Source organism: Paenibacillus sp. ACRRX (genome assembly GCF_022346885.1).
In the GTDB taxonomy this organism is placed as follows: Bacteria; Bacillota; Bacilli; order Paenibacillales; family Paenibacillaceae; genus Paenibacillus_B.
Genome location: NZ_JAKRNK010000001.1, coordinates 1,287,827 through 1,308,331 on the forward strand (window position 1 = coordinate 1,287,827; position 20,505 = coordinate 1,308,331).

The following is a 20,505-nucleotide window of genomic DNA, read 5'->3' on the forward strand; positions in this document are numbered from 1 at the left end:
CATACACATGACAACAAACATTGCGAAATTAACGGACTCCAAACTGCACGTTCAGGCTGGCAACGTACGCTTTACCTTTTGGAGTAGTGGTGATTTGTACCAAGCGGTAAGCGGCCGAACGATGATTAACCAACTGATGACAAGCCCAATTGACGGGTCTTTGAACAATCTCTATTTGCGCATTCACGGATCAACTGGCATTAAGTTCTATCAGCTGCTCGGCATCCATTCGGAAAGCAGCATGTCTGCAAACGAGAGATGTATCATCTGGAAAGGCACAGTGGAAGAGGTAGAATACGAGGTCACATTTGCGCTCACAGACCAAGGTATCTGGTTCTGGGACGTAGTGACACGTGGAAACGGTGTGAAGCTTGATGTCATTTACGGCCAAGACATTGGCATTGCAGATACAGGGGCTGTTCGTAGTAATGAAGCATACTTGTCTCAGTATATCGATCACACAATCTTTGCGGATAGCAGCAACGGTTACGTAGTCTGTTCACGTCAGAATCAGCCGCAGGGTGGGCAATTTCCGTATGTACAGCAAGGATCGCTGTCAGGAGCAGCTGGTTATTCCACGGACGGATTCCAATTCTTTGGGCTTTCCTACAAAGAAACGAATGTGCCAGCATGCTTGAGTGAAGCAAAGCTTGCAAATGAAATTTATCAATATGAATTTGCCTACACGGCGCTGCAATCAGAACTTGTTACATTAAATGGCGACGCGCGCTTTGTGTTCTATGGTCTCTTTAAAGAAGATCATCCTGCTGCTGTAACCGAGCTTGAATATACGTGTGAGATTCAACAAGCATGGTCGGCGTATTTATCCGCTGATACGACAGCGCCAGTACATGAACTGCCTCAAGTCAACCTAAAAGCGTTATTCGGTGCGCCGCTGCACACGGTGTCGATGTCGGAAGAAGAAGTTAAGCTTCGTTATCCAGATCGCCATCAGGAAGAGTGTAAAGATGGTGAACTGCTTGCCTTCTTCACGGACACTTACGAGCATATTGTGCGGAAAGAAAAGGAGTTACTGGTTGAACGTCCTCATGGTCACATCCTGATGAGCGGCAACAATGTCGAGCTTGGGGCAAGCGTGATGACAACCACATCATATATGTACGGCATCTTCAATTCGCATGTCGTAGTTGGCAACACGAACTTTAATAAAATGATGAGTAATGCCCGCAGCTCGCTTAACGTTCCTAAAACGTCCGGGCAGCGCATTTATGTAGAGATTGAAGAACAGTTCCAGCTTCTAACCATGCCGTCTTTATTTGAAATTGGCTTTAACTTTGTGCGTTGGTATTACAAGCTGAAAGCAGATATGCTGATCATCACGAATTATACAGCGCTGGATACACCTGAAGTGCGACTCCATGTCCGCTCGGAGAGTGGTCGTGCCTATAGATATCTGGTTACGAATCAAGTAACGATGAATGTAAACGAGTACGAGCTTCCGGTACAGATGACGGAGGATCAAGGTCGACTTACATTTACTGGAGATCAGAAGTCATTGAGTGCCTCTGTGCATCCTCAGCTCCAATATCGGATGTGGGTAGATGGACCAGCCGTCACTATAGGTGATGAGACGATACTCGCTGATGGTTTGCAAGGCGGGCACGCATCACTTGTAGTCATGCAGCTTGCTGAGAGTTCAGAATGGACGCTCACCATTCAGGGATTGCAGTCCGCTGAAGAACTTCCACAGACAGCACGCAGCATGGAAGAGGAGATTACAAGCTATCGTGAATTTTATCGTGATGTGATGAACGGCTTTAACCTTACTAGCGAGAGTGAAGAGAAGACGGAACAACTGTTCAAAGTGAACGCACTTGCTTGGTGGTACACACATAATATGCTGGTCCATTATTCGGTACCGCATGGACTAGAGCAATATGGTGGCGCAGCTTGGGGGACTCGTGATGTATGTCAAGGGCCTGTCGAGTACTTCATGGCAACACAAAAGTTTGAACAAGTACGGGATATATTAAAAATGGTCTACTCTCACCAGTACGAAGATGATGGCAATTGGCCGCAATGGTTTATGTTTGATCAATATTTCGCAATTCAGCAGGAAGAAAGCCATGGAGATATTATCGTTTGGCCGCTGAAAGTACTAAGTGATTATTTGAGGGCAACGCAAGATTATAGCATTTTGCAAGCAGAGGTTCCGTATACCGTTAAGCATAGTTTCCATTTTAGCGAGAAAAAAGCAACGATTCTCGAGCATGCCAAAAAAGAACTGCAATATATTCAAACGCATTTCTTACATGATACTTATTTGTCTTCTTATGGGGATGGCGACTGGGACGATACGCTGCAGCCAGCAAATGCGCAGTTGAAGAAGTACATGGTCAGCAGTTGGACGGTTGCGTTAACCTATCAGACGATGCGACAGCTTTCTAACGCACTGCTGTCCGTCGAGCCGGAACTTGCCGCAGAACTGCTTGGCATCGCATCTGGCATTAGACGAGACTACGAGCGTTATATGCTGCAAACAGACGTGATTCCTGGATTCCTCTATATGGAAGATCCTGCGCAGCCGAAGCTGATGCTGCATCCAACAGATGCGGATACCGGCATCCAATACCGATTGCTGCCAATGACACGCAGCATTATTGCGGAACTGCTAGATCAAGAGCAGGCACAGTCCCACTATCAATTGATTAAGGAAAAACTGTTCTTCCCGGACGGCGTGCGATTGATGGATCGTCCCGCTCAGTATGCAGGTGGTGTCAGCTCACACTTCAAGCGTGCAGAGCAAGCGTCCAACTTTGGACGTGAAGTGGGACTTCAATACGTGCATGCACATATCCGCTATGTCGAAGCAATGGCAAAGCTGGGCCATGCAGACGAAGTGTGGAACGGACTCGCGATTATTAACCCAGTCGGTATTGGCGAAGTGGTGCCAAACGCGGAACTTCGTCAGAGCAATGCTTATTTCAGCAGCTCAGATGGTAAATTCAGCACGCGCTATGAAGCCCAAGAGCATATGGAAGCACTGCGCAGCGGAGAAGTTGGGGTTAAGGGCGGTTGGAGAATCTATTCCAGCGGACCGGGAATCTACATGAATCAGCTGATTTCCAATGCACTGGGTATTCGGCAGGAAACTGGGGATCTCATCGTGGATCCGATACTACCTGCTCGGTTAGACGGTATGAAGTTAGATTTCCAATTTGCAGGAGCAAAGGTGACCTTTGTCTACCATATTACAGGCGAAGCAGTCAATCGTATTGTCATTAATGGAAAACCAGTGCACACTAATCGTCTAGATAACCCATATCGCCAAGGCGGCGTACGTATTATGAACGACGACCTGAAATCTGAGCTGACTCAAGAGCAAAACCAGATTGACATTTATATGTAAATGCAACGCGTTCTCCTAGACAATCTCAAGCTGCCTATAAATCGGAGTGTCTGAGAAAAGCTAGGAGATCAATTTATTTGTACTATCAATATAGGGTTTACAATACCATGCCCATACTTAAAAGAAGGTTTTGGTAAACCGACGGAGGGGCGGGGAAACAGTGGTCAGTATTAAGGATATCGCTAAAAAAGCGGGGGTGTCCATTTCAACCGTATCGTATGCCTTGAACGGCAGTAGTAAAGTGACAGACGAGACAAGTTCGAAAATATTGGCCGTGGCCAAAGAGTTAAACTATGTACCCAATGCGGCCGCAAGAACGCTTAAGAAGCGAGAGTCCAAGATTATAGGCGTATTCTTAACGGACTTTAAAGGGGATGTATACGGTGAGCTGCTCGGCGGCATGAAAGAAGTATGTAATGCGCAGGGATATGACCTGATCGTATGCAGCGGCAAACAGTCCCACCGCATGCTTCCTGAGCGGATGATTGATGGGGCTGTAATTTTGGATCAAACGTTTTCGAGCGAGGAATTGATTAAATACGCGGATCGCAATCATAAGATTGTGGTGCTGGACCGTGAGTTGGGACATCCCAACATCAATCAAGTGCTGTTGGACAATAAGGCAGGAGCTACATTGGCGACAGAGTATCTGGTAGAACAGGGACATCAAAAGATCTATGTCGTTACGGGCCCTTCCGGCTCGTTTGACTCTAATCAACGGTTGAAGGCTGTAAAGTTGGTAGCAGATCGGGCTGACGATGTGGAATGGATTGAAATTGCAGGCGATTTCAAGAAAAGCGGCGGTGAACGTGCTGCGGAACAAATCTTACAGGAGTATGCAGCGCCCGTTGCTGTATTTTGCCTAAATGATGAGATGGCAATTGGCTTATGCAGCCGAATCGCAGAGACCGAACTCCGAATTGGAGAGCACATTCATGTGATCGGCTTTGACCACATCGAGCTTACACGTTATATGCAGCCACCGCTCGCCACAATTGATTACTCCAAGCATAAATGGGGGGCTTTGGCAGCTGAGCAGCTCATCAAAATCATGTCCGGCAACAAGGTGGAGCATGAGCGAATTTATGTAACACTTGTGGAAGGCGAGTCCGTCCGTAAAAGGAAGCGATCTGAGCTGCACCCATCTGGTGCATAGCGTACGAAATATATTTTATGATGGCTAGACACAGGCCTGCGTCATAGATTCGGTTTGTTGGCATTCAGTTGTCGGTAAATACGAAAATGATGAGCGCATGCTTGTGTCTTTTTTTATGCCCATTTTCAAAATAATCGTAATGATTGTTGCTGCTCTTCAATAGCCATAACAATATCCTTGCCGACTAATAATAATGAGGGTAAAATATTCCTGAAAATAGAAGCAAAGGGGTGTAGTTTAGATGAATGCAGCTGATTTAATCCTATTTAATTTTGAAGAGGTAAGGCGTAGAAGTATAATAGTATGGAGAGCAATACCCGCAGACAAGCTAAGTTGGAAACCTGATGAAGAAGCTCTTACTTGCGCTGAAATGATTCGACATCTATTGCAAGCTGACTTTCTTTATCACCATGTTCTTATAGGAAGAGGTGAAAAGGGACTTGCTAATTTGTTTAATCCCTTTGAGGCAAAAGAATTTATTTCAGTAGAAGATGAACTTGAATTTGCACAGCCCTATCGTGAAGAATTCTTGAAATACATCAAAACCATTCATCTAGACGACTATGCAAATATCGAGATAGATCTCTTTGCAGCAGGGGGCTTTATTAGAACGCTTGGGGATATGTTATTACGTATTCCTTACCACGAGGCTGTTCATACAGGGCAGTTGTTAGACTATATGAGAACCATGGGAATTAATCGCCCTAAGATCTGGGATTGATTGTTTAAATCAGATCCTTGCAGCAATTTCGATGGTATGAGCTAGCCATATCTCTTTCTTGCTTGCTAGGGCGGCGGGAATTATGTTGCGTTAACTGCATTAGAACAGAATATAGAAGGAGTGAGGGCATCGAATGAAGTCTGCAAAGTGGGCAGTCTTAAGTGTGGTCATGGCACTGTTATTTACCATTCTCCCCTTGTCAGTGATTGCAGCGGCCACAGGCGTGCCGGGTACACCTGTTGTAGCGCATGATAACTGGGATGGGGATGGCACCTACAAAATCTCTATGAATATGTATTGGGGAGAGAACGGGACGTCGCTGGAACTTTACGAAAATGGAAATTTGATCGATACCGCTGCCTTGACAGATCATTCACCGAACCCGCAATCATCAGTAAAAGATTTTACTGGCAAAGCTATCGGCACGTATACCTACATGGCTAAGCTGATTAACAGTTATGGGAGCACTTCCAGCCAACTAGTTGTGGTTACTGTATTTAATGGTGGCACTAATGTACCAACAACCGGGAATGGCACAGGCTTAACAGGTTATTACTTCGATAATCAGGATTTGACTAACTTAAAGTTAAAGCGTTCAGACTCTGTGATTAACTTTGAATGGGGTTCTAACTCGCCAACTCCAAGTGTGGATCCAGATACGTTCTCCATTCGTTGGTTAGGGGAAGTCCAAGCACAGTACGATGAAACTTACACGTTTACAACCCTATCCGATGACGGGATTCGCCTATGGGTGAACAATCAACTGCTCATTGATCAATGGGACAGTCATGGTACGACAGAGCATTCAGGAACAATTGCTCTCCAAGCAGGCCAAAAGTATGCCATCAAAGTAGAGTACTACGATGATTCGGCTGATGCGACAGCAAAGTTATATTGGAGCAGCACGTCTACTGCAAAAGGTATCGTCCCGCAGACGCAGCTGTACCCATTGGCAGCTCCTGATATTGAAGCAACCAATTTTACGAACAACGCAACGATCCATTACTCGCTGCCGCTCATTCGGGGAATCATCAGCGATACAAGCGCAACATCAATTACGTTAATCAACACTTCCTCCAATCGCAGCACAAAAGTGATGCAAGGCCTAGCGGAGCAAGGGCAGTTTAAAGTGTTTGCCGATCTGGTTGCAGGAGAGAACAACCTGATTATTCAGAACGGTACCAAGCAAACAGCATTAAAATTAAACTACGTGCCCCAGACCAACAAGGCAATTACTCGCATTTTCTGGTATGTCCCAAGTGATGGTAATACAAATTACCAGACGCAATTAGCAAATGATCCTCAGAATTACACAGCAAAGCTCAGCACCTACATGAAAGTTGTCCAATCGTTTACCGCAGAGTCGATGAACAATAATGGATATGGCCGTGAGACTTTTAATCTGGAGCAGAATCAGACGACAGGAAAGGTCGAGGTGCACGTGCTAAAAAGTAATCACCCTGCCTCTTACTACTACAACACGACTTACAACAAAGATAATCTCTATGGAGAAGTAGCTGATTTAATCCCGCAGCAGCACCCTCAAGCAGGCACGAAGAATCTTGCTTTTGTTGGTTTTACAAAGTACGATGCCGCAGCTGAGTATATGTACGCCCATATCGCGCTTGGTGGCGGTGATTATGGTGTGTTTGGAGGCTCTACAGTATGGTTATTCCCAAACGATGAGACCCAGATTCAGAGCAAATTTGCTGATCTGAGCGCGGTTGATCCTGATTATGTGGGTGAGCCGGCTGCTACGGTGCAGAAAGCAATCTCGATCGGCTACGGTGCAGCTTTGCACGAACTTGGACATGCTCTCGGACTCCCGCATGAGGGAGGTCCAAATTCAATCATGTGGCGTGGTTTTGATTGGCTGCACCGATTCTTTGTGTTGAAGGATGCAGGAGGTTATATCTTTAAGGATAACGAACTTCCAGTCTGGGACCCCGTTAGTGCAGTTACACTCCATAACAGTCCATTTTTTAAAACAAATCAGCAGCCTCAAGGCCTTACCGTAGGTGGAACAGTGACGGCAAGCAACTCGAATAGCCCAACCAGTGAAGGAAAAGAAAATGCGTTCGACCATAACGAGGCATCCAAGTGGCTGGTATTTGACAGCAATCCTTACATTCAATATCAATTTTCAGATAACGCTGCCTATGCAGTGAAATCATATTCAATTACTTCAGCGAATGATGCCCCTGAACGAGATCCATTGAACTGGACGCTGTCTGGCTCGAACGATGGAACGAACTGGACGGCGCTGGATACAAGGGCAAACGAGAGCTTCGCGAGCCGTTATCAGACGAAGTCGTACACGATAAGCAATACGAGCGCTTATCGTTATTACAAAGTCAATTTGAGCAACAATAGCAACGGAATACTGCAGCTTGCTGAGATTCATTTATACGATTGAATCGATAACGGAGAGAAGCAGCGGATTTACGAATTCAGCATCAATCTGCTTACAGCTTGTGTATAAATAACGAAGCAGCATACGCTTAGAAGCGCTTGCTAGCGCTGCTTCTAAGCGTATGCTTTATTTATAAGAGTCTGTATTTTGATAATCATTCTTTTGCTGAACAAGCTTAATTGTGTTCAAGTATGATCCTATTAGACAGGCATTGAATGGAGGTTGTACATGAAAGTTACACGAATCATCGCTAATATCCATACGGATAAGATCGAAGCAGCCAAACGTTTTTATCAGGACGTACTTGGACTCGAGCTCTTGATGGATCATGGCTGGATCACTACTTATGGCTCACGTGAGAAGATGTGCGTTCAAGTTAGCTTTGCCTCCGAGGGAGGAGCAGGCACACCCGTACCTGATCTCTCTATTGAAGTTGATGATGTGGATACAGCGTTTGAACGTATGACAGCTGCGGGATTTTCGATTGAATATGGTCCTGCGAATGAGTCATGGGGCGTACGCCGTTTTTATGTCCGCGATCCGTATGACAAGTTGATAAACATCGTTGCCCATTTGTAATGAACAGACTTGCTGCCAATAGAGAGAAGTTGGTAGAAAAGGTTGCGATAAATAGGATTATGATATTAGAATTGTACAAAACCAAATGCGGTTCTTGATTTTGTCCATTGTGATTCGTCTCCAATTTAGATAAGGTTAGCTATGTAAATGATAACGATTATCATTAACACAGCTTTATATCGATGCAGGAGGGAATTATCGTGATGAAGGTCGTAAACAAAACAATTGCAGTAATCGCGCTGACTACTGTGATGGGACTATTATTAATATGGTGCACAGGAGGCGGTAAGGCGGCTGATCCAGCGCAGTCCAGTAACAGCAGTACAACGGATACAACTGCCAAGAGCAGTGCCAATGAAGAAACTGCTTCAACAGAGCAGGCATCTACCCGTACCTATAAAGATTACAAGGGTCATCAAGTAGACATTCCGGCAGCGCCGAAAGCAGTGGTGTTTGCAGGAGAAACAACAGGCGATTTGATCGAACTGAACATACCAATGATCGGCATATATGGAGATGAGCTGAAAGGTCGAGTTTATCAGGAGAAAGCAGCGAGCATTGAAAACGTTGGTTTCCCGATCAATTTAGAGAAAGTTACCTCTTTAAATCCTGATCTAATTATTGTTGGGGATACTGATGAGAAAATTTATGAACAGCTTTCCAAAATTGCACCTACGATTATGTTTGATACGTTCGGATCGCTTGACTATCGAATGAAAGAACTGGGTACTATTTTTGATAAAAAGACGGAGGTAGAGGCATGGCTCCAAGCCTATAACAAGAAGGCTGAAGAGATGTGGAAGCAGCTATATGCAACCGTGCTGAAGCCCGGTGAGACGGCATCTGTGTTTACTTATTATCCGGGGGATCGTTTGTTTGTGATGGCAAGAGCTGGACTGCCACAGTTCCTTTATGCGGAAGGTGGGTTTAAACCAACCGCCCCAATCCAGGGTATTCTGGATGCCAATGAAGGATTCAGAGAGATCTCGGCTGAGAAGATAAATGAATTTGCAGGCGATCGGATCTTTATTCTAGATCCTGTGAACGAAGAAGCTAAACAATCGACAGAAGCGCTGTTGAAAAGTCCTGTATGGAAGACGCTCCCTGCAGTGAAACAGGGAAAAGTATACCGCATGTATATCCAAAGATCCGATTCGGATGCAAATACGCGGCAGTGGATGCTGGAAGAGCTTCCTAAAATGCTGGGAAAATAATTAATAATTATTGCAGAAGTGATTCAGCAGAACGTAGAAGCAAGCTGTTCCAGCCATTGGTTGGACGGCTTGCTTATTCTGTTATGTCTTGTATTGAGGATAACAGCATACAAAAACGTTATCACCTGCATAGAACTGATGATAACTTTGATAAGATCTACATGTAATGACGTGAAGGTATTCTGACATAAGTTGCGAAAATGATGGTTTCTCTTTTATAATATTCTATATCTGGGAGGTGGTAAGAGGTGGTAATACATTTTGCCAGAATGAGCAACGACTCATGCAAAGCCTAACATAGGGGCGATACTTTGCGTGGGGTCGGACAATTAGGTAGTGGGATTATTGTCGCCCAAGAGAGCTGATATCGTTTCTAATAATGGGCTTTGCACCTTGTTTTCTTTTTATTATAAATAAGGGGCTGAAAAGCATGGTCAATCCATTTATTAGAAACCATCAATATAATCATATTAAGAAGCAGGTTGAATTGCTGCGGCGTGCCTGTAATACAGTATCTGATACTAAGGTAGTTGAGTCGGTAAGATACAGTACACATGACAAAGTGACAGCGTTGTTCCCAGACTCGGCAGAAGAGCGTGATCTGGTGGGGAGTTTTGCAGAACAAAGTACTGTGGAGCAATTCCAGCACTATTTGCGATCGTTGGAGCCTAGTCTGTTAGCATTTGAGCAGGTGACGGAGAAGCAGCTTCAGAAATTATTTCCTAAGAACAAGAAGCTGAAAGCTCCTGCAATGCAAGCTATTGATTTCAGGCGGATTACCTATATTGGCTGGATGGATATCGCTACTAATAAGATGTTTTTGGCATACCATCTGGATGGCAAGTTGGTTGGTGTCGAGGGCAGATTTACCCGACTGAACAAAAAGAGTACTTGTTTTCTGTGCAGGCGGCAGGAGGAAGTAGCTTTATTCTCGGCAGTGACGAGATCTAAGCCAGCTAACGCAACGTCAGATTACTATAAAGCAATCGGTAACTATTTGTGTGTGGATAGCCGCACATGTAACAGCAATATAACAGATGTCAGTGCATTGGAGAAATTTATCCATCAGGTAGTGGATAAATAAAATTATAATTCGAGAGGTTGTCGAAGTAATTCGGCAGCCTTTTTTTGCGAATGTAGTCAGTGGGGTTGATAAATGGATTGGAAGGTATCCGTATCAAAAAAGACGAGGAATTAGACGTCGTTAGTATACGGATCAGATGACTGCCTTTATTGGTAAGGCATGGTTATGGCTATCCAAAGAGAGGATCATAACCATGCTAGTACCGATATAGGATAATCGGATGATACCCAATTAGAGTTATTTGATGATTAGCTGTACATCAATTCTAACAAGAAGAATTCAAGCCTGTTGTTTATACAATTTCTTACGTTGGGTTACAAACAAGTCGGATATTTGCAACGTATCCAATTGCTGTGCTAGGCAGTCCAATGTGTTGGGCGAGTAATGTGCGACGGCAACTTAGTAGAGGCATCACCCTTTGCCGCATTAAGTTGGGCTTGAGTCAGAAAAATACTGGTGGTGAGATCTGTTCCGCGAAGATCTGTATCTCGAAAGTCGGCCCCGATAAGATCCGCCCAGCTCAAGTCAGCTCCTCTCAAGTCAGCTGCAATTAAATAGGCACCTCTCAAATTCTCTCCTTTGAGATCAGCTTCTTTCAGCTTCGCTCCGATAAGATCTGCACCGCGGCCGTACGATTTGCGCTTGTGGCGTCCTTTGGTGCTTTTGTCTATACGAACTGCATCCGCCCGCACAAGTTCGCTGACTTGTAGAAGCAGCACATTTACACGGGCCCGATGAGCTGCCATATCCAGCTTGGCAAGTGATTCAGGCTCTAGATTCGTGAAGCCTTCCGTCTCATGAAGTGCTGTACGAAGCGCACTGTGAATAGAGTGCGCGGATTGTAGCGTAAGCGCTTCGGTTAAGTACCAGAGCAATTCATGAAGCTGCCACATGATGGGGAACACGTCAAACATTTGCTGCGCAGATTCTGGAACTTGCCGCCAATCACGACCAGCATAGGTTTCTTGGGAGAGCTTTTGTCCCGCGCCAAAGCAATCATAGACGGTACAACCTCGAAAGCCTCGCTGCCGAAGGCTATTATGCACACCGCACAGGAAATTTAATTGCAAGTTGGAACAGGGTGTTCCTGCCTGCTTGTCTACCGCGAAATCTACCGAAGCTGCAAAGGGCAGCGCCACACAACATAAGCCAAAGCATTCTTCACACTTAGCGCGGAGATGTTGCCGATTCATATCTGGGAGCGTTCCCGTCACATCTTGATGATCCGACACGTTGTATTCTCCCTCCATCTCAAAATATTTTATAGTCATTATATCCTAGTACTGAATAGTTGTCCCGTCAATCGTTATGCAGCTAATAAGTCCAGTAGGAAACGAGTAAAAGGGATATATAGTAACGAAAGAGATGTGAAGTAGGCATAAATTGATCGATAACAAATAGTATCACATCGTATTAAAAAATATATCGAATATTTTATAAACCATATATTTACTGTGACAAATTTGTGTATTATATTATAGTTGCAATCCATCCTACCAACGAAAGGAACGATGTGAAGTGAGAAAAAGAACACTAGTCTTCTTTCTTCTTTGTGTAGCATTATTTACCGCAATTCCTTTATCCATTGCATCAGCCGCTCCATTTTCTACACAGATTACAGGACAGGGTGAACTGGTTGTGACAGGCTCTTATTCGGCAGGTATTCCTAACCAGGGAGTTCCAGCAGAAATGGATGTCAACGTGTACAATCAGAATGGTCAGTTGGTCTATTCTACGACTTTTCTGAATGGATACGGTGGGGGAAGCTTCTACGCAAATACCGCTAACTTACCAAGCGGTACTTATACCGTCTCGTTATTAGGACCTCGATTAATCGTCTCAAATCTTCAAATTTATTTTAAATAACGTGCTTTTAAATATAATGAAATAAATTTCCAATCTACTACGGAGATTGGTCATTTCCCCTCATGGCGGACAACGTACTAAAGACATCTGGTTAGATGGACTTAACGTTGCAGACCGGAGGGGATTTTTTGTGATAATAACAGTGCGTACGGATTACAGTTGTCAAGAGGAGGAAAGTCTAGCGAGTGTAATAAGACATGGTAATGAGATCTATCGAGAGGTCGCAAAATTAACTTTGGATTGTGATATGGAATATGTATAAACACGGGGAACACAGCGTTAGAAAGGTTAATATAATCTTCTTAACAAGAATCTAATAGGGCTACTTTTTATCGATCGAGATATTCAACCTAGATATTCCGTTATGTTATGTGGCACCATTAAGCCAATCTTACATATTCTGATTTATACGCTCTGTACAGACCTTTTCTCCCTATTGGAAGGAGGTCTGGAACAATAAATAATAAACATACATCAATAGGTGATTGTTTGTTGCTCAAACTCCAACAAGCAGTCACCATTTTTCCCATGGTAAGCAGGATGTACTTTTAACAAGAAGCTTCATATATGAAGTATTGCTTTCATGCAGTAAGAGCAAACATTCAGTTGACACATGAAAAGAGTTGATTACATGTCAAAACCTTTGTTAGGCATCCTGACGCTGTACAAGAATAAAAGGAAGGAAATTGAGGAACGTCATGTGTATGAAAAAATGATTGTGGCCGGACATCAATTGGATATGGACGTGTGTGTATTTACGCCTCAAGATGTAGATCATACCAGAAAGAAGGTACACGCTATGGTGTATCATTCTAACACTGGTGTGTGGACACGAAAGTGGTCATTATTGCCGGATCTCATATTTGATAGGTGCCGCAATCAACGCTCCGCACAGTTTTCATCCATGAAACATTTCCGTGCCAAATTTGGGCATTTAACTTTTCTTAACCAGCCGCTGCGTAATAAATGGAAGATCTACAAGATGTTATCCCACAGTCCTGAGTTCAGAAAGGTGCTGCCGGATACTGTACTTTACAGCGAACCCCAAGATATATACAACATGCTTAACAAAGTGGGTATGGTATACGTAAAGCCAATCAATGGTACAGGAGGTAGGGGGATTTTACGTCTTGAGCGCAAAAAGAATCATCCTAACTATCTATATGTAGAAGGACGCAACCGCAACCGCCGTGTGATCCGACCGCAATACGTAAAGCTAAATCGGTTAAGAACATATATGAAAGCTTGGGCGCAGCAGGATCGTTATATCGTGCAACGGGGCATCGCACTCAAGCTGTCAAATGGTAAAGTTCATGACTATCGGATGCTAGTCCAGAAAGATGAATATGGGAAATGGTCTATAACGGGTAGTGTGGGCCGAGTGGGGGCGCATAATAGTGTTACTTCTAATCTACATGGTGGTGGTCATGCTGTTCCCATGAGGGCTTTGCTGCAACGTTGGATCGGAGATCAGCGTCGCATTGATTCTATTCAGCACAATGTCGAGAAGGAAGGTATCCGTATTGTTAAATTTCTTGAAAAAAAATGTGGGTCATTATGCGAGCTGGCGCTGGATTGGGCAATAGATAAGCAGGGCCGCTATTGGTTGTTGGAAGTGAATCCCAAACCTTCACGAGAAGTGTTTAAAGGAATTGGCGACAAGGCTGCGTATCATAAAGCAGTTATCCAACCTATCCGATATGCTAAGTGGATATATATGAATAAGTCTAAACGATAGACGCGTATTCCTCCTCGATGTTCAGCACAGCTAGATGAAGACTAAGGATTTGACATAGAATCTCAGGTCAGCGTGTGCCATCCATCCTAGGTGCGCGCTGTTTGAGCTGCACTGAAAGCCATTGCGTATACGTCTATCCCCGTTCAATTGTATTCATAATTAAATGGATAATCTCATAAGAATATGTCGAGTGTAAACAAGCGTGATGGATTAGGGTGGAGTGTGTTTGTATCATCTAAAAGGATTAAAGGGAGATGAGAGTCCATGTCAATGCCAAATATTCCAGATATTAAACCTGAAATCGTCTTAAAACGGAACGAAGTCATCAACTTACTGCTTACCTCAATTGCACTGGAAGAGATCGGAATGTCCCATATTATTAATGCCGAAGGTGAAAAAATACAGACGATCTTAAAAGACCACTGTGTCACACTTGACGATGCGTTAAGAATAAACCACAGTGTTGAGCGAATGCTGCGAAACGTCATTAAAAATCAAATGCTGCTGCAGTTTAAGTTGGAGGATATTATCTCATTGGAAGAACGAGAAGAGTTTTTCGAAGAATAATTCATAATTCGCGATACGATCAGAAGGAAGGAGGAGTACTGTGAAAATAAATGACGAGTCTTTTTACGAGGAAACCAATTCGAAAGATCAAGCGGTAGCCCATTTAATTAAGGCAATTGCTTTAGAAGAAGAAGCGTTGTCCAAGTTAATGAATACAGAAGCAGACAAGGCTCTAGCGTTTGTTGGTAAAAACCTCGATTTTCCAACAGGCCCCTCTACATCGGAGATTATCCAGTTTAATCATACGGTCATTCAGCTATTGGATACGATGCTCATGGCAGAGTGGCTGCTTCTTAAGAAGATCGACACGTTATCTTTTGTGCATGACTATCGCTCTACAAGTAAGCCAGAAGAAAGGAAAAAACATGAAGTTTCTTATCATGATGACGCATTTGATTATTAAAAAATCAATAAAAAGTAGAGGCGTTAAGGATGTTACACTCTAATACACGAATCAGCGAAATTCCTTTCTCTAGTATGGAAAGTGCAATCTTATATTTAGTTAGAGGTATGATGTCGAGACGTCAGCATTCGAATAAACAAGAAACTACGACTTTTGAATTTCATATTCGTTCGCTGTTACATATCATAACGGAGCTGCATCGATTTCAAGAGCGTAGGGGCAGCAGGATACAGCCGGATCATGCATCAGAAGAACCGAATGTCCAGAAAAAACAGATTATATCCGAAATTATGAATTCAACACAGCTCATCCGAGATAGTATGAACGAGCACCCGTTTGACAACCTTGTACATATGGATCTCATGAATGTAAAGTTGGATATTATTGTAAAATATCATACAGGAAGCCAGTCTTATGACTACAATTCATCTGAAGTGCTTCAAATTACCCCAGTCATACAGGAAAACGGTACTGAAAGTGAAGTGGCTGCAGTTCACCAGGATACAAATGTGATAGAGGTCGTATCCGAAATGATGGAGACGGACTCCGACTCCATCGTGCATCATGAGGATATATCCTTCTTGTATGCGCCTAAGCAGGTCACAACCTTTATTAGAAAGCAACCAAACAAAAATACGAAATCCAGTTCATTACAAATACCTCCTGTGACGAGCTTTATTAAGGCAAAAGTGGGGAGTATGATTTATGAACAAAATATAGAATATGAAGCCGGAACCTTCACTAAAGGGGAATCCATCCATGAAAGATACAAAGTTAGAACTGATAAACGGCAATAGCTACATGTATGATGCTAATTTGGCAGTAGGCGTTTATTTTAATGAGAATAGTCGTGCAGCATTGCTGATTGACAGTGGTGCAAACGAAAACGCCGCGAAGCGGATTGAACATTTTGTCAAGAAAAAAGGATACTACATTTCATCTATTATTGTGACCCACGGACATCTCGCACAGTTGGGCGGACTCCCGTATTTTAAGAAGAACTATGCGAATTTGAGGGTATATGCAACTTCGTGGACAGCTCAATTTATGGAACACAGAGCTCTGGAGAACTGGTTATCTGGGCATGTTCCCTGTGTAGTCAATGAAATCGAAGAAGAAATGGTGAAGAACGCGGTGACTGACATCATACCATTTCGAGATCATGATATCGTTATTGATGAGATAACTTTTTCAATCGTGACTCTTCCAGGGCATTTTCCAGGAATGGTAGGAGTCGTGACACCTGATCAAGTATTTTATAGTGCAGATGCTATCTTTGGAAATAAGACCTTAATCAAACAAAAGTTATTGTATTACACAGATATTAAAGGGGCTAAAGATTCCTTAGATAAACTTGCTGCTCATAAACATGCATTCTATGTGCTGTCTCATGGCGGAAAGTATAATGATGTTAAGTTGTTGATCCAACAACACCAACATCTGATCGATGAAACCTCTAATTTTATTTTTGGAATTATTAGTGAGCATCCGCTGACACTGGAATCCATCGTGCAAAGAGTGATGAAGGAATATCAACTGAAGAATAAACCGGGTCATTATACACTTACGAATACCATTGTTCGATCTTACCTGACTGCATTACATGACGGCTCCCAATTAAGAGCCTCGGTTAACGATGGGATATTGTATTACTATGATCGTGCCTCTGTCGTGCTTGTCTAGTCGCTATTCCTTCCCTCCTTAAGGATGATAATAGATCATGTTAATCATGAAAATAACTAAAAAGATTATCAGGAGATAACGTCTTCACATATGTACCTGTAGTATGCGTTCCGTCATACAGGTACAAACGTGAAGACGTTAATCTATTTTGTAGGACTGCTTGTTACAAATGTCCCGACTGTTAATAGACTAGGTTCTCATAAGCTTCGTTTAGGTTCATCTTGCACTTGAACTATATACATTAGGAACAGGACCTAAAGTAAGTAGTTTATAAGAAAGATAATGGAGTTATCCTTAGCAAAGGTAGAAAAAGGTTTGGACAAATATTAAAAGTGAATGTAAATGGTGTAAACTATCACTTTTCACATTAAAGTAGCTGTGATTAAGAACTAAATAACATATTATGAGCGTCAATTGGACATACATTCATGAGTCAGCTCTTAAAGTGATTTTAGTATAGTTAAATTACAAAAATCACATCAGTCACCAATGCGATCCCCTCTCCGTATAATGTAGCCTCCAACGATCTAGGCAAATGTAATGAATGGCAGGAGGTACATCTATGCACTTCACATCGTCCCCCTCTAAATTTAAGCATTTTACTGCTACTGTCAATCAACTATCCAATCACATATTGGAACAGTTTAAACGCAAAGAGCAATCTGTCCGTTATCAACAACCAGAAAGAGAGAGTAAACCTGCTGCAGCTGAACAGAAACGAAGACGGGTTAAACAAATGATCATTAGAAGAATACGTGAGCACGAAACGGAAGGTCCTTCAGTTCGACACAGCAAAGCAGATACTGTTCCAAATCAGCCCAATATGCACTCGAAACCACTAATCGGTATACTGACGGATGTCGTGTTGCCCTCTACACAATATCCATTTGGTTCACGTACGCCTTTTATTAGGCAATTGGTGAGTGAGGGATTGCACAAAGGTAAATTCATCATTTTTGGCCCTGACGATATACGTTTGCGGGAAAGCAGCGTGCTCGCCTATAGCCTGGATGAACGGGGACGGTGGGATCGTCATCTATCACGACTGCCGGATGTGGTTTACAACCGGCTGCTGAATCGGAAGATGGAACAGTCCGTTGGCATTAAACAGGTGCGACAATTATTTCAGAACAAAAAAATTCCTGTGTTCAATTGGAGTTACTTTAATAAAACAGATGTTTATCAACTCGTATCCAAGAATAAAGCGATGTACAAACATATACCAGAATATTATGTCAATCCTACGATTAAACAGCTCCATAATATGCTTTCTCGCCATCAATTTGTATACCTTAAGCCGACGGCGGGAAGTCTTGGCATTGGTATTTATAAGATTGCTTCGCAGCCTGACAAGAAGTATCTGGTGCGTTATCGTCAAGATGGATCGAACAAACAGGAGAGCTTTCATGGGCTTCAAGAGATGATGAAGTTTCTCCGCCAAAAAGAGGGCAGTAGACTGAAGCAGTATTTTGTACAACAGGGTATTCAACTGATCGAGCTTCATCAGTGCCCAGTGGATTTCCGTGTCCATGTCCACAAAGATGGGGATAAGGGCTGGTGTATCGCCGGTATCGGAGCAAAGAAGGCTGGCCTTGGGAGCATCACGACCCACCAAAGAAGCGGGGGCCAGATTATGACTCCTGAACAGGCACTTAGCCCGACTTTCGGCAGATCAGCAACAAAATTGTTACAAGATGCTAAAAGTGTGGCCATTCATCTCGCACAGGCAATCGAACATCAGTATGCACATTTGGTTGGCGAGATCGGATTTGATCTTGGCATTGATAAGTCTGGGCGGATCTGGATGTTCGAAGCGAATTCAAAGCCAGGGCGATCGATTTTTAAACATCCTGCGCTGAAAGCAAAAGGTAAAGCTTCCATTAGATATATCGTGAATCATTGTGTTTATTTGGGAAAAGCCCGTGGGAGGTCAACAAATTGAAAAAGCGTAGAGCACCACTGGTCGTAGCTGTGTTAACTGCTGCAGACAAGCGGCGCAGTTTCAAAGGCGATCACCGTAATTTTAAAGATATTATTAAAACAGGCACTTCAAAGGGGATACTCACCTATATTGTAACTGTTGAAGATCTTCGATTACGTCAATCCCAAATATGGGGGTACCATTATGTAAAAGGAACTCAGAAATGGGAAAGGAAGAAATCTCCACTTCCTACCGTTATTTACAACCGCCTGCCTTCACGTAGAGTAGAAAGAAAGGCATATGTCAAAAAAAAGCTCCGCGCATGTTTGACAAGCGAGAAGATCAAACTCTACAATCCCTTTTTTTTTAACAAGCGCCGCTTGTTTGAAGGTCTAAAAAAAGGAACATTGTCACGTATTCATCTCCCTGCAACAGAACCGCTTACACCATCCTCTTTTCGTCAAATGGTAACCGAATTTGATCTCTTATACTTAAAGCCTGAAACAGGAAACTCTGGCAAAGGAATTATGACAGCTGCCTATGACCCGACCAATCCGCAGCCGTATTTAATAAAAATTCAAAATAGTCGGCAATCCTCAGCTGTTCGTCATTCAACTAAACAAGAAGCATGGCACACCATTCGAGCACACGCCAAGAACAAGGCTTATATTATTCAACAAGGGATTCAATTGGCGACCATAAAAGGTAGAGCTTTTGATCTCAGGTTGTTGGTCCAAAAAAATAATGATGGGATATGGAAAGTAACGGGGGTCGGCGCCAGGATTGCAGGCACTAAAAGTATCACTACTCATATACCGCGCGGAGGAATGTTAGGAAATCCTGCTGCAATGCTTCAAACTTTATTTGGGAGCAAGAAGGCAAGTGATGTAATGAAGAATGCTAAACTTGCAGCTCTAGAGACGGCAGCTTTTATTGAAGTGAATGAGAAGTACAAACTTGGAGAGATGTCACTCGACGTTGGGGTAGATACAAAAGGGGATTTATGGTTGTTTGAGGCGAACGCAAGGCCGATGAAGTTTGATGAAAAGAAAATTCGTAAGTTATCGCTAACCCGAATTTTTCAGTATTCCTCTTACTTAGCACGTTTGAAAAAGGATAACTCATAAGCGGCTTGCTCGTGAGTTGCGTAGGGGAGAGAACAACCATGTCACAAGCTAATATTCCGAATGTTACACCAAGCATTACGTTAACACGTGATGATTCATTTAACTTGTTACTGTCATCTATTGCCATCGAGGAACTTGGATTAGGTCATATTATTAATGCAGAAGCAGAAAAAATACAGTACGTTGTAGGCTCGCTGCCAGGTCTGACAGTGCCAGCTACAATTAGTGACTTATTACTGATTAACCAAAGTGTAAAATCAACACTGCAAGAAGCGATCAAGACAGAAATTTTGTTAAATAACAAATTAGACTCTATATTATCGGTACTTCCTGGCGCTACAGGAACAGGTGTTACAGGAGCGACAGGTGCCACAGGTGGAGCGGGAGCAACGGGAACGACAGGTGCCACAGGCGGAACGGGAGCAACGGGAACGACAGGTGCCACAGGCGGAGCGGGAGCAACAGGAGCGACAGGTGCCACAGGCGGAGCGGGAGCAACGGGAGCGACAGGTGCCACAGGCGGAGCGGGAGCAACAGGAGCGACAGGTACCACAGGCGGAGCGGGAGCAACAGGAGCGACAGGTGCCACAGGCGGAGCGGGAGCAACAGGAGCGACAGGTGCCACAGGCGGAGCGGGAGCAACAGGAGCGACAGGTGCCACAG

General features: G+C 43.5%; 17 protein-coding genes. 16 read left to right on the top strand and 1 reads right to left on the bottom strand.

Features of this window, described 5'->3' with window-relative positions:
- The first annotated feature begins 7 nt into the window (after positions 1-7).
- From MH117_RS05825 to MH117_RS05855, 7 genes are all read left to right on the top strand, one after another.
- On the top strand, positions 8-3,370 hold the full coding sequence (locus tag MH117_RS05825; protein ID WP_239327686.1) for a GH36-type glycosyl hydrolase domain-containing protein: 3,363 nt from the start codon (positions 8-10) through the stop codon (positions 3,368-3,370).
- A gap of 160 nt (positions 3,371-3,530) precedes the next feature.
- The gene (locus MH117_RS05830) at positions 3,531-4,526 is read left to right on the top strand and encodes a LacI family DNA-binding transcriptional regulator (protein WP_239327687.1); all 996 of its coding nucleotides are present in this window, start codon (positions 3,531-3,533) and stop codon (positions 4,524-4,526) included.
- A gap of 241 nt (positions 4,527-4,767) precedes the next feature.
- Entirely contained in the window at positions 4,768-5,247 is a 480-nt protein-coding gene (locus MH117_RS05835) for a DinB family protein (RefSeq protein ID WP_239327688.1), read from the top strand.
- A gap of 133 nt (positions 5,248-5,380) precedes the next feature.
- Positions 5,381-7,663: a PA14 domain-containing protein gene (locus MH117_RS05840; protein ID WP_239327689.1), complete on the top strand. Its 2,283-nt coding sequence runs from the start codon at positions 5,381-5,383 to the stop codon at positions 7,661-7,663.
- Between the two features lie 225 nt (positions 7,664-7,888).
- Positions 7,889-8,239 carry a VOC family protein gene (locus MH117_RS05845; RefSeq protein ID WP_239327690.1) on the top strand — a complete coding sequence of 117 codons (351 nt, stop codon included), beginning with the start codon at positions 7,889-7,891 and terminating at the stop codon, positions 8,237-8,239.
- A 203-nt stretch (positions 8,240-8,442) separates the two neighbouring features.
- Complete coding sequence (locus MH117_RS05850; protein ID WP_239327764.1) at positions 8,443-9,453, top strand: ABC transporter substrate-binding protein; 1,011 nt, start codon at positions 8,443-8,445, stop codon at positions 9,451-9,453.
- 430 nt (positions 9,454-9,883) lie between these two features.
- Positions 9,884-10,537: a FusB/FusC family EF-G-binding protein gene (locus tag MH117_RS05855; protein ID WP_239327691.1), complete on the top strand. Its 654-nt coding sequence runs from the start codon at positions 9,884-9,886 to the stop codon at positions 10,535-10,537.
- Positions 10,538-10,893: 356 nt separating this feature from the next.
- On the opposite strand, the gene MH117_RS05860 is transcribed toward MH117_RS05855, so the two are convergent.
- The gene (locus MH117_RS05860) at positions 10,894-11,730 is read right to left on the bottom strand and encodes a pentapeptide repeat-containing protein (protein ID WP_239327765.1); all 837 of its coding nucleotides are present in this window, start codon (positions 11,728-11,730) and stop codon (positions 10,894-10,896) included.
- Positions 11,731-12,055: 325 nt separating this feature from the next.
- On the opposite strand from MH117_RS05860, the gene MH117_RS05865 reads away from it, so the two are divergent.
- The 9 genes from MH117_RS05865 to MH117_RS05905 all read left to right on the top strand — a co-directional run.
- A complete protein-coding gene (locus MH117_RS05865) occupies positions 12,056-12,403 on the top strand; it encodes a T9SS type A sorting domain-containing protein (protein WP_239327692.1) in 348 nt (115 codons plus the stop codon).
- A gap of 631 nt (positions 12,404-13,034) precedes the next feature.
- Positions 13,035-14,141 carry a YheC/YheD family endospore coat-associated protein gene (locus MH117_RS05870; protein WP_239327693.1) on the top strand — a complete coding sequence of 369 codons (1,107 nt, stop codon included), beginning with the start codon at positions 13,035-13,037 and terminating at the stop codon, positions 14,139-14,141.
- A gap of 264 nt (positions 14,142-14,405) precedes the next feature.
- Entirely contained in the window at positions 14,406-14,708 is a 303-nt protein-coding gene (locus MH117_RS05875; RefSeq protein ID WP_239327694.1) for an alpha-helical endospore appendage domain-containing protein, read from the top strand.
- A gap of 40 nt (positions 14,709-14,748) precedes the next feature.
- The gene (locus MH117_RS05880; RefSeq protein WP_239327695.1) at positions 14,749-15,111 is read left to right on the top strand and encodes an alpha-helical endospore appendage domain-containing protein; all 363 of its coding nucleotides are present in this window, start codon (positions 14,749-14,751) and stop codon (positions 15,109-15,111) included.
- A 110-nt stretch (positions 15,112-15,221) separates the two neighbouring features.
- Entirely contained in the window at positions 15,222-15,908 is a 687-nt protein-coding gene (locus tag MH117_RS05885) for a hypothetical protein (RefSeq protein WP_239327696.1), read from the top strand.
- Entirely contained in the window at positions 15,871-16,794 is a 924-nt protein-coding gene (locus MH117_RS05890; RefSeq protein WP_239327697.1) for an MBL fold metallo-hydrolase, read from the top strand. The genes MH117_RS05885 and MH117_RS05890 overlap by 38 nt, the downstream gene beginning before the upstream one ends.
- 562 nt (positions 16,795-17,356) lie before the next feature.
- Positions 17,357-18,736, top strand: a complete 1,380-nt coding sequence (locus tag MH117_RS05895; RefSeq protein ID WP_239327698.1) for a YheC/YheD family endospore coat-associated protein — start codon at positions 17,357-17,359, stop codon at positions 18,734-18,736.
- On the top strand, positions 18,733-19,842 hold the full coding sequence (locus MH117_RS05900) for a YheC/YheD family endospore coat-associated protein (RefSeq protein WP_239327699.1): 1,110 nt from the start codon (positions 18,733-18,735) through the stop codon (positions 19,840-19,842). The genes MH117_RS05895 and MH117_RS05900 overlap by 4 nt, the downstream gene beginning before the upstream one ends.
- 38 nt (positions 19,843-19,880) lie before the next feature.
- The coding region (locus MH117_RS05905) for an alpha-helical endospore appendage domain-containing protein (RefSeq protein ID WP_481857231.1) at positions 19,881-20,505 on the top strand (625 nt) is incomplete at its 3' end.

Excerpts from the sequence above, each read along its gene's own strand:
- MH117_RS05825 (WP_239327686.1), top strand. The coding sequence starts at position 8 with ATGACAACAAACATTGCGAAATTAACGGACTCCAAACTGCACGTTCAG.
- MH117_RS05835 (WP_239327688.1), top strand. The coding sequence starts at position 4,768 with ATGAATGCAGCTGATTTAATCCTATTTAATTTTGAAGAGGTAAGGCGT.
- MH117_RS05840 (WP_239327689.1), top strand. The coding sequence starts at position 5,381 with ATGAAGTCTGCAAAGTGGGCAGTCTTAAGTGTGGTCATGGCACTGTTA.
- MH117_RS05845 (WP_239327690.1), top strand. The coding sequence starts at position 7,889 with ATGAAAGTTACACGAATCATCGCTAATATCCATACGGATAAGATCGAA.
- MH117_RS05850 (WP_239327764.1), top strand. The coding sequence starts at position 8,443 with ATGAAGGTCGTAAACAAAACAATTGCAGTAATCGCGCTGACTACTGTG.
- MH117_RS05855 (WP_239327691.1), top strand. The coding sequence starts at position 9,884 with ATGGTCAATCCATTTATTAGAAACCATCAATATAATCATATTAAGAAG.
- MH117_RS05860 (WP_239327765.1), bottom strand. The coding sequence starts at position 11,730 with ATGAATCGGCAACATCTCCGCGCTAAGTGTGAAGAATGCTTTGGCTTA.
- MH117_RS05870 (WP_239327693.1), top strand. The coding sequence starts at position 13,035 with ATGTCAAAACCTTTGTTAGGCATCCTGACGCTGTACAAGAATAAAAGG.
- MH117_RS05875 (WP_239327694.1), top strand. The coding sequence starts at position 14,406 with ATGTCAATGCCAAATATTCCAGATATTAAACCTGAAATCGTCTTAAAA.
- MH117_RS05885 (WP_239327696.1), top strand. The coding sequence starts at position 15,222 with ATGTCGAGACGTCAGCATTCGAATAAACAAGAAACTACGACTTTTGAA.
- MH117_RS05890 (WP_239327697.1), top strand. The coding sequence starts at position 15,871 with ATGAAAGATACAAAGTTAGAACTGATAAACGGCAATAGCTACATGTAT.
- MH117_RS05895 (WP_239327698.1), top strand. The coding sequence starts at position 17,357 with ATGCACTTCACATCGTCCCCCTCTAAATTTAAGCATTTTACTGCTACT.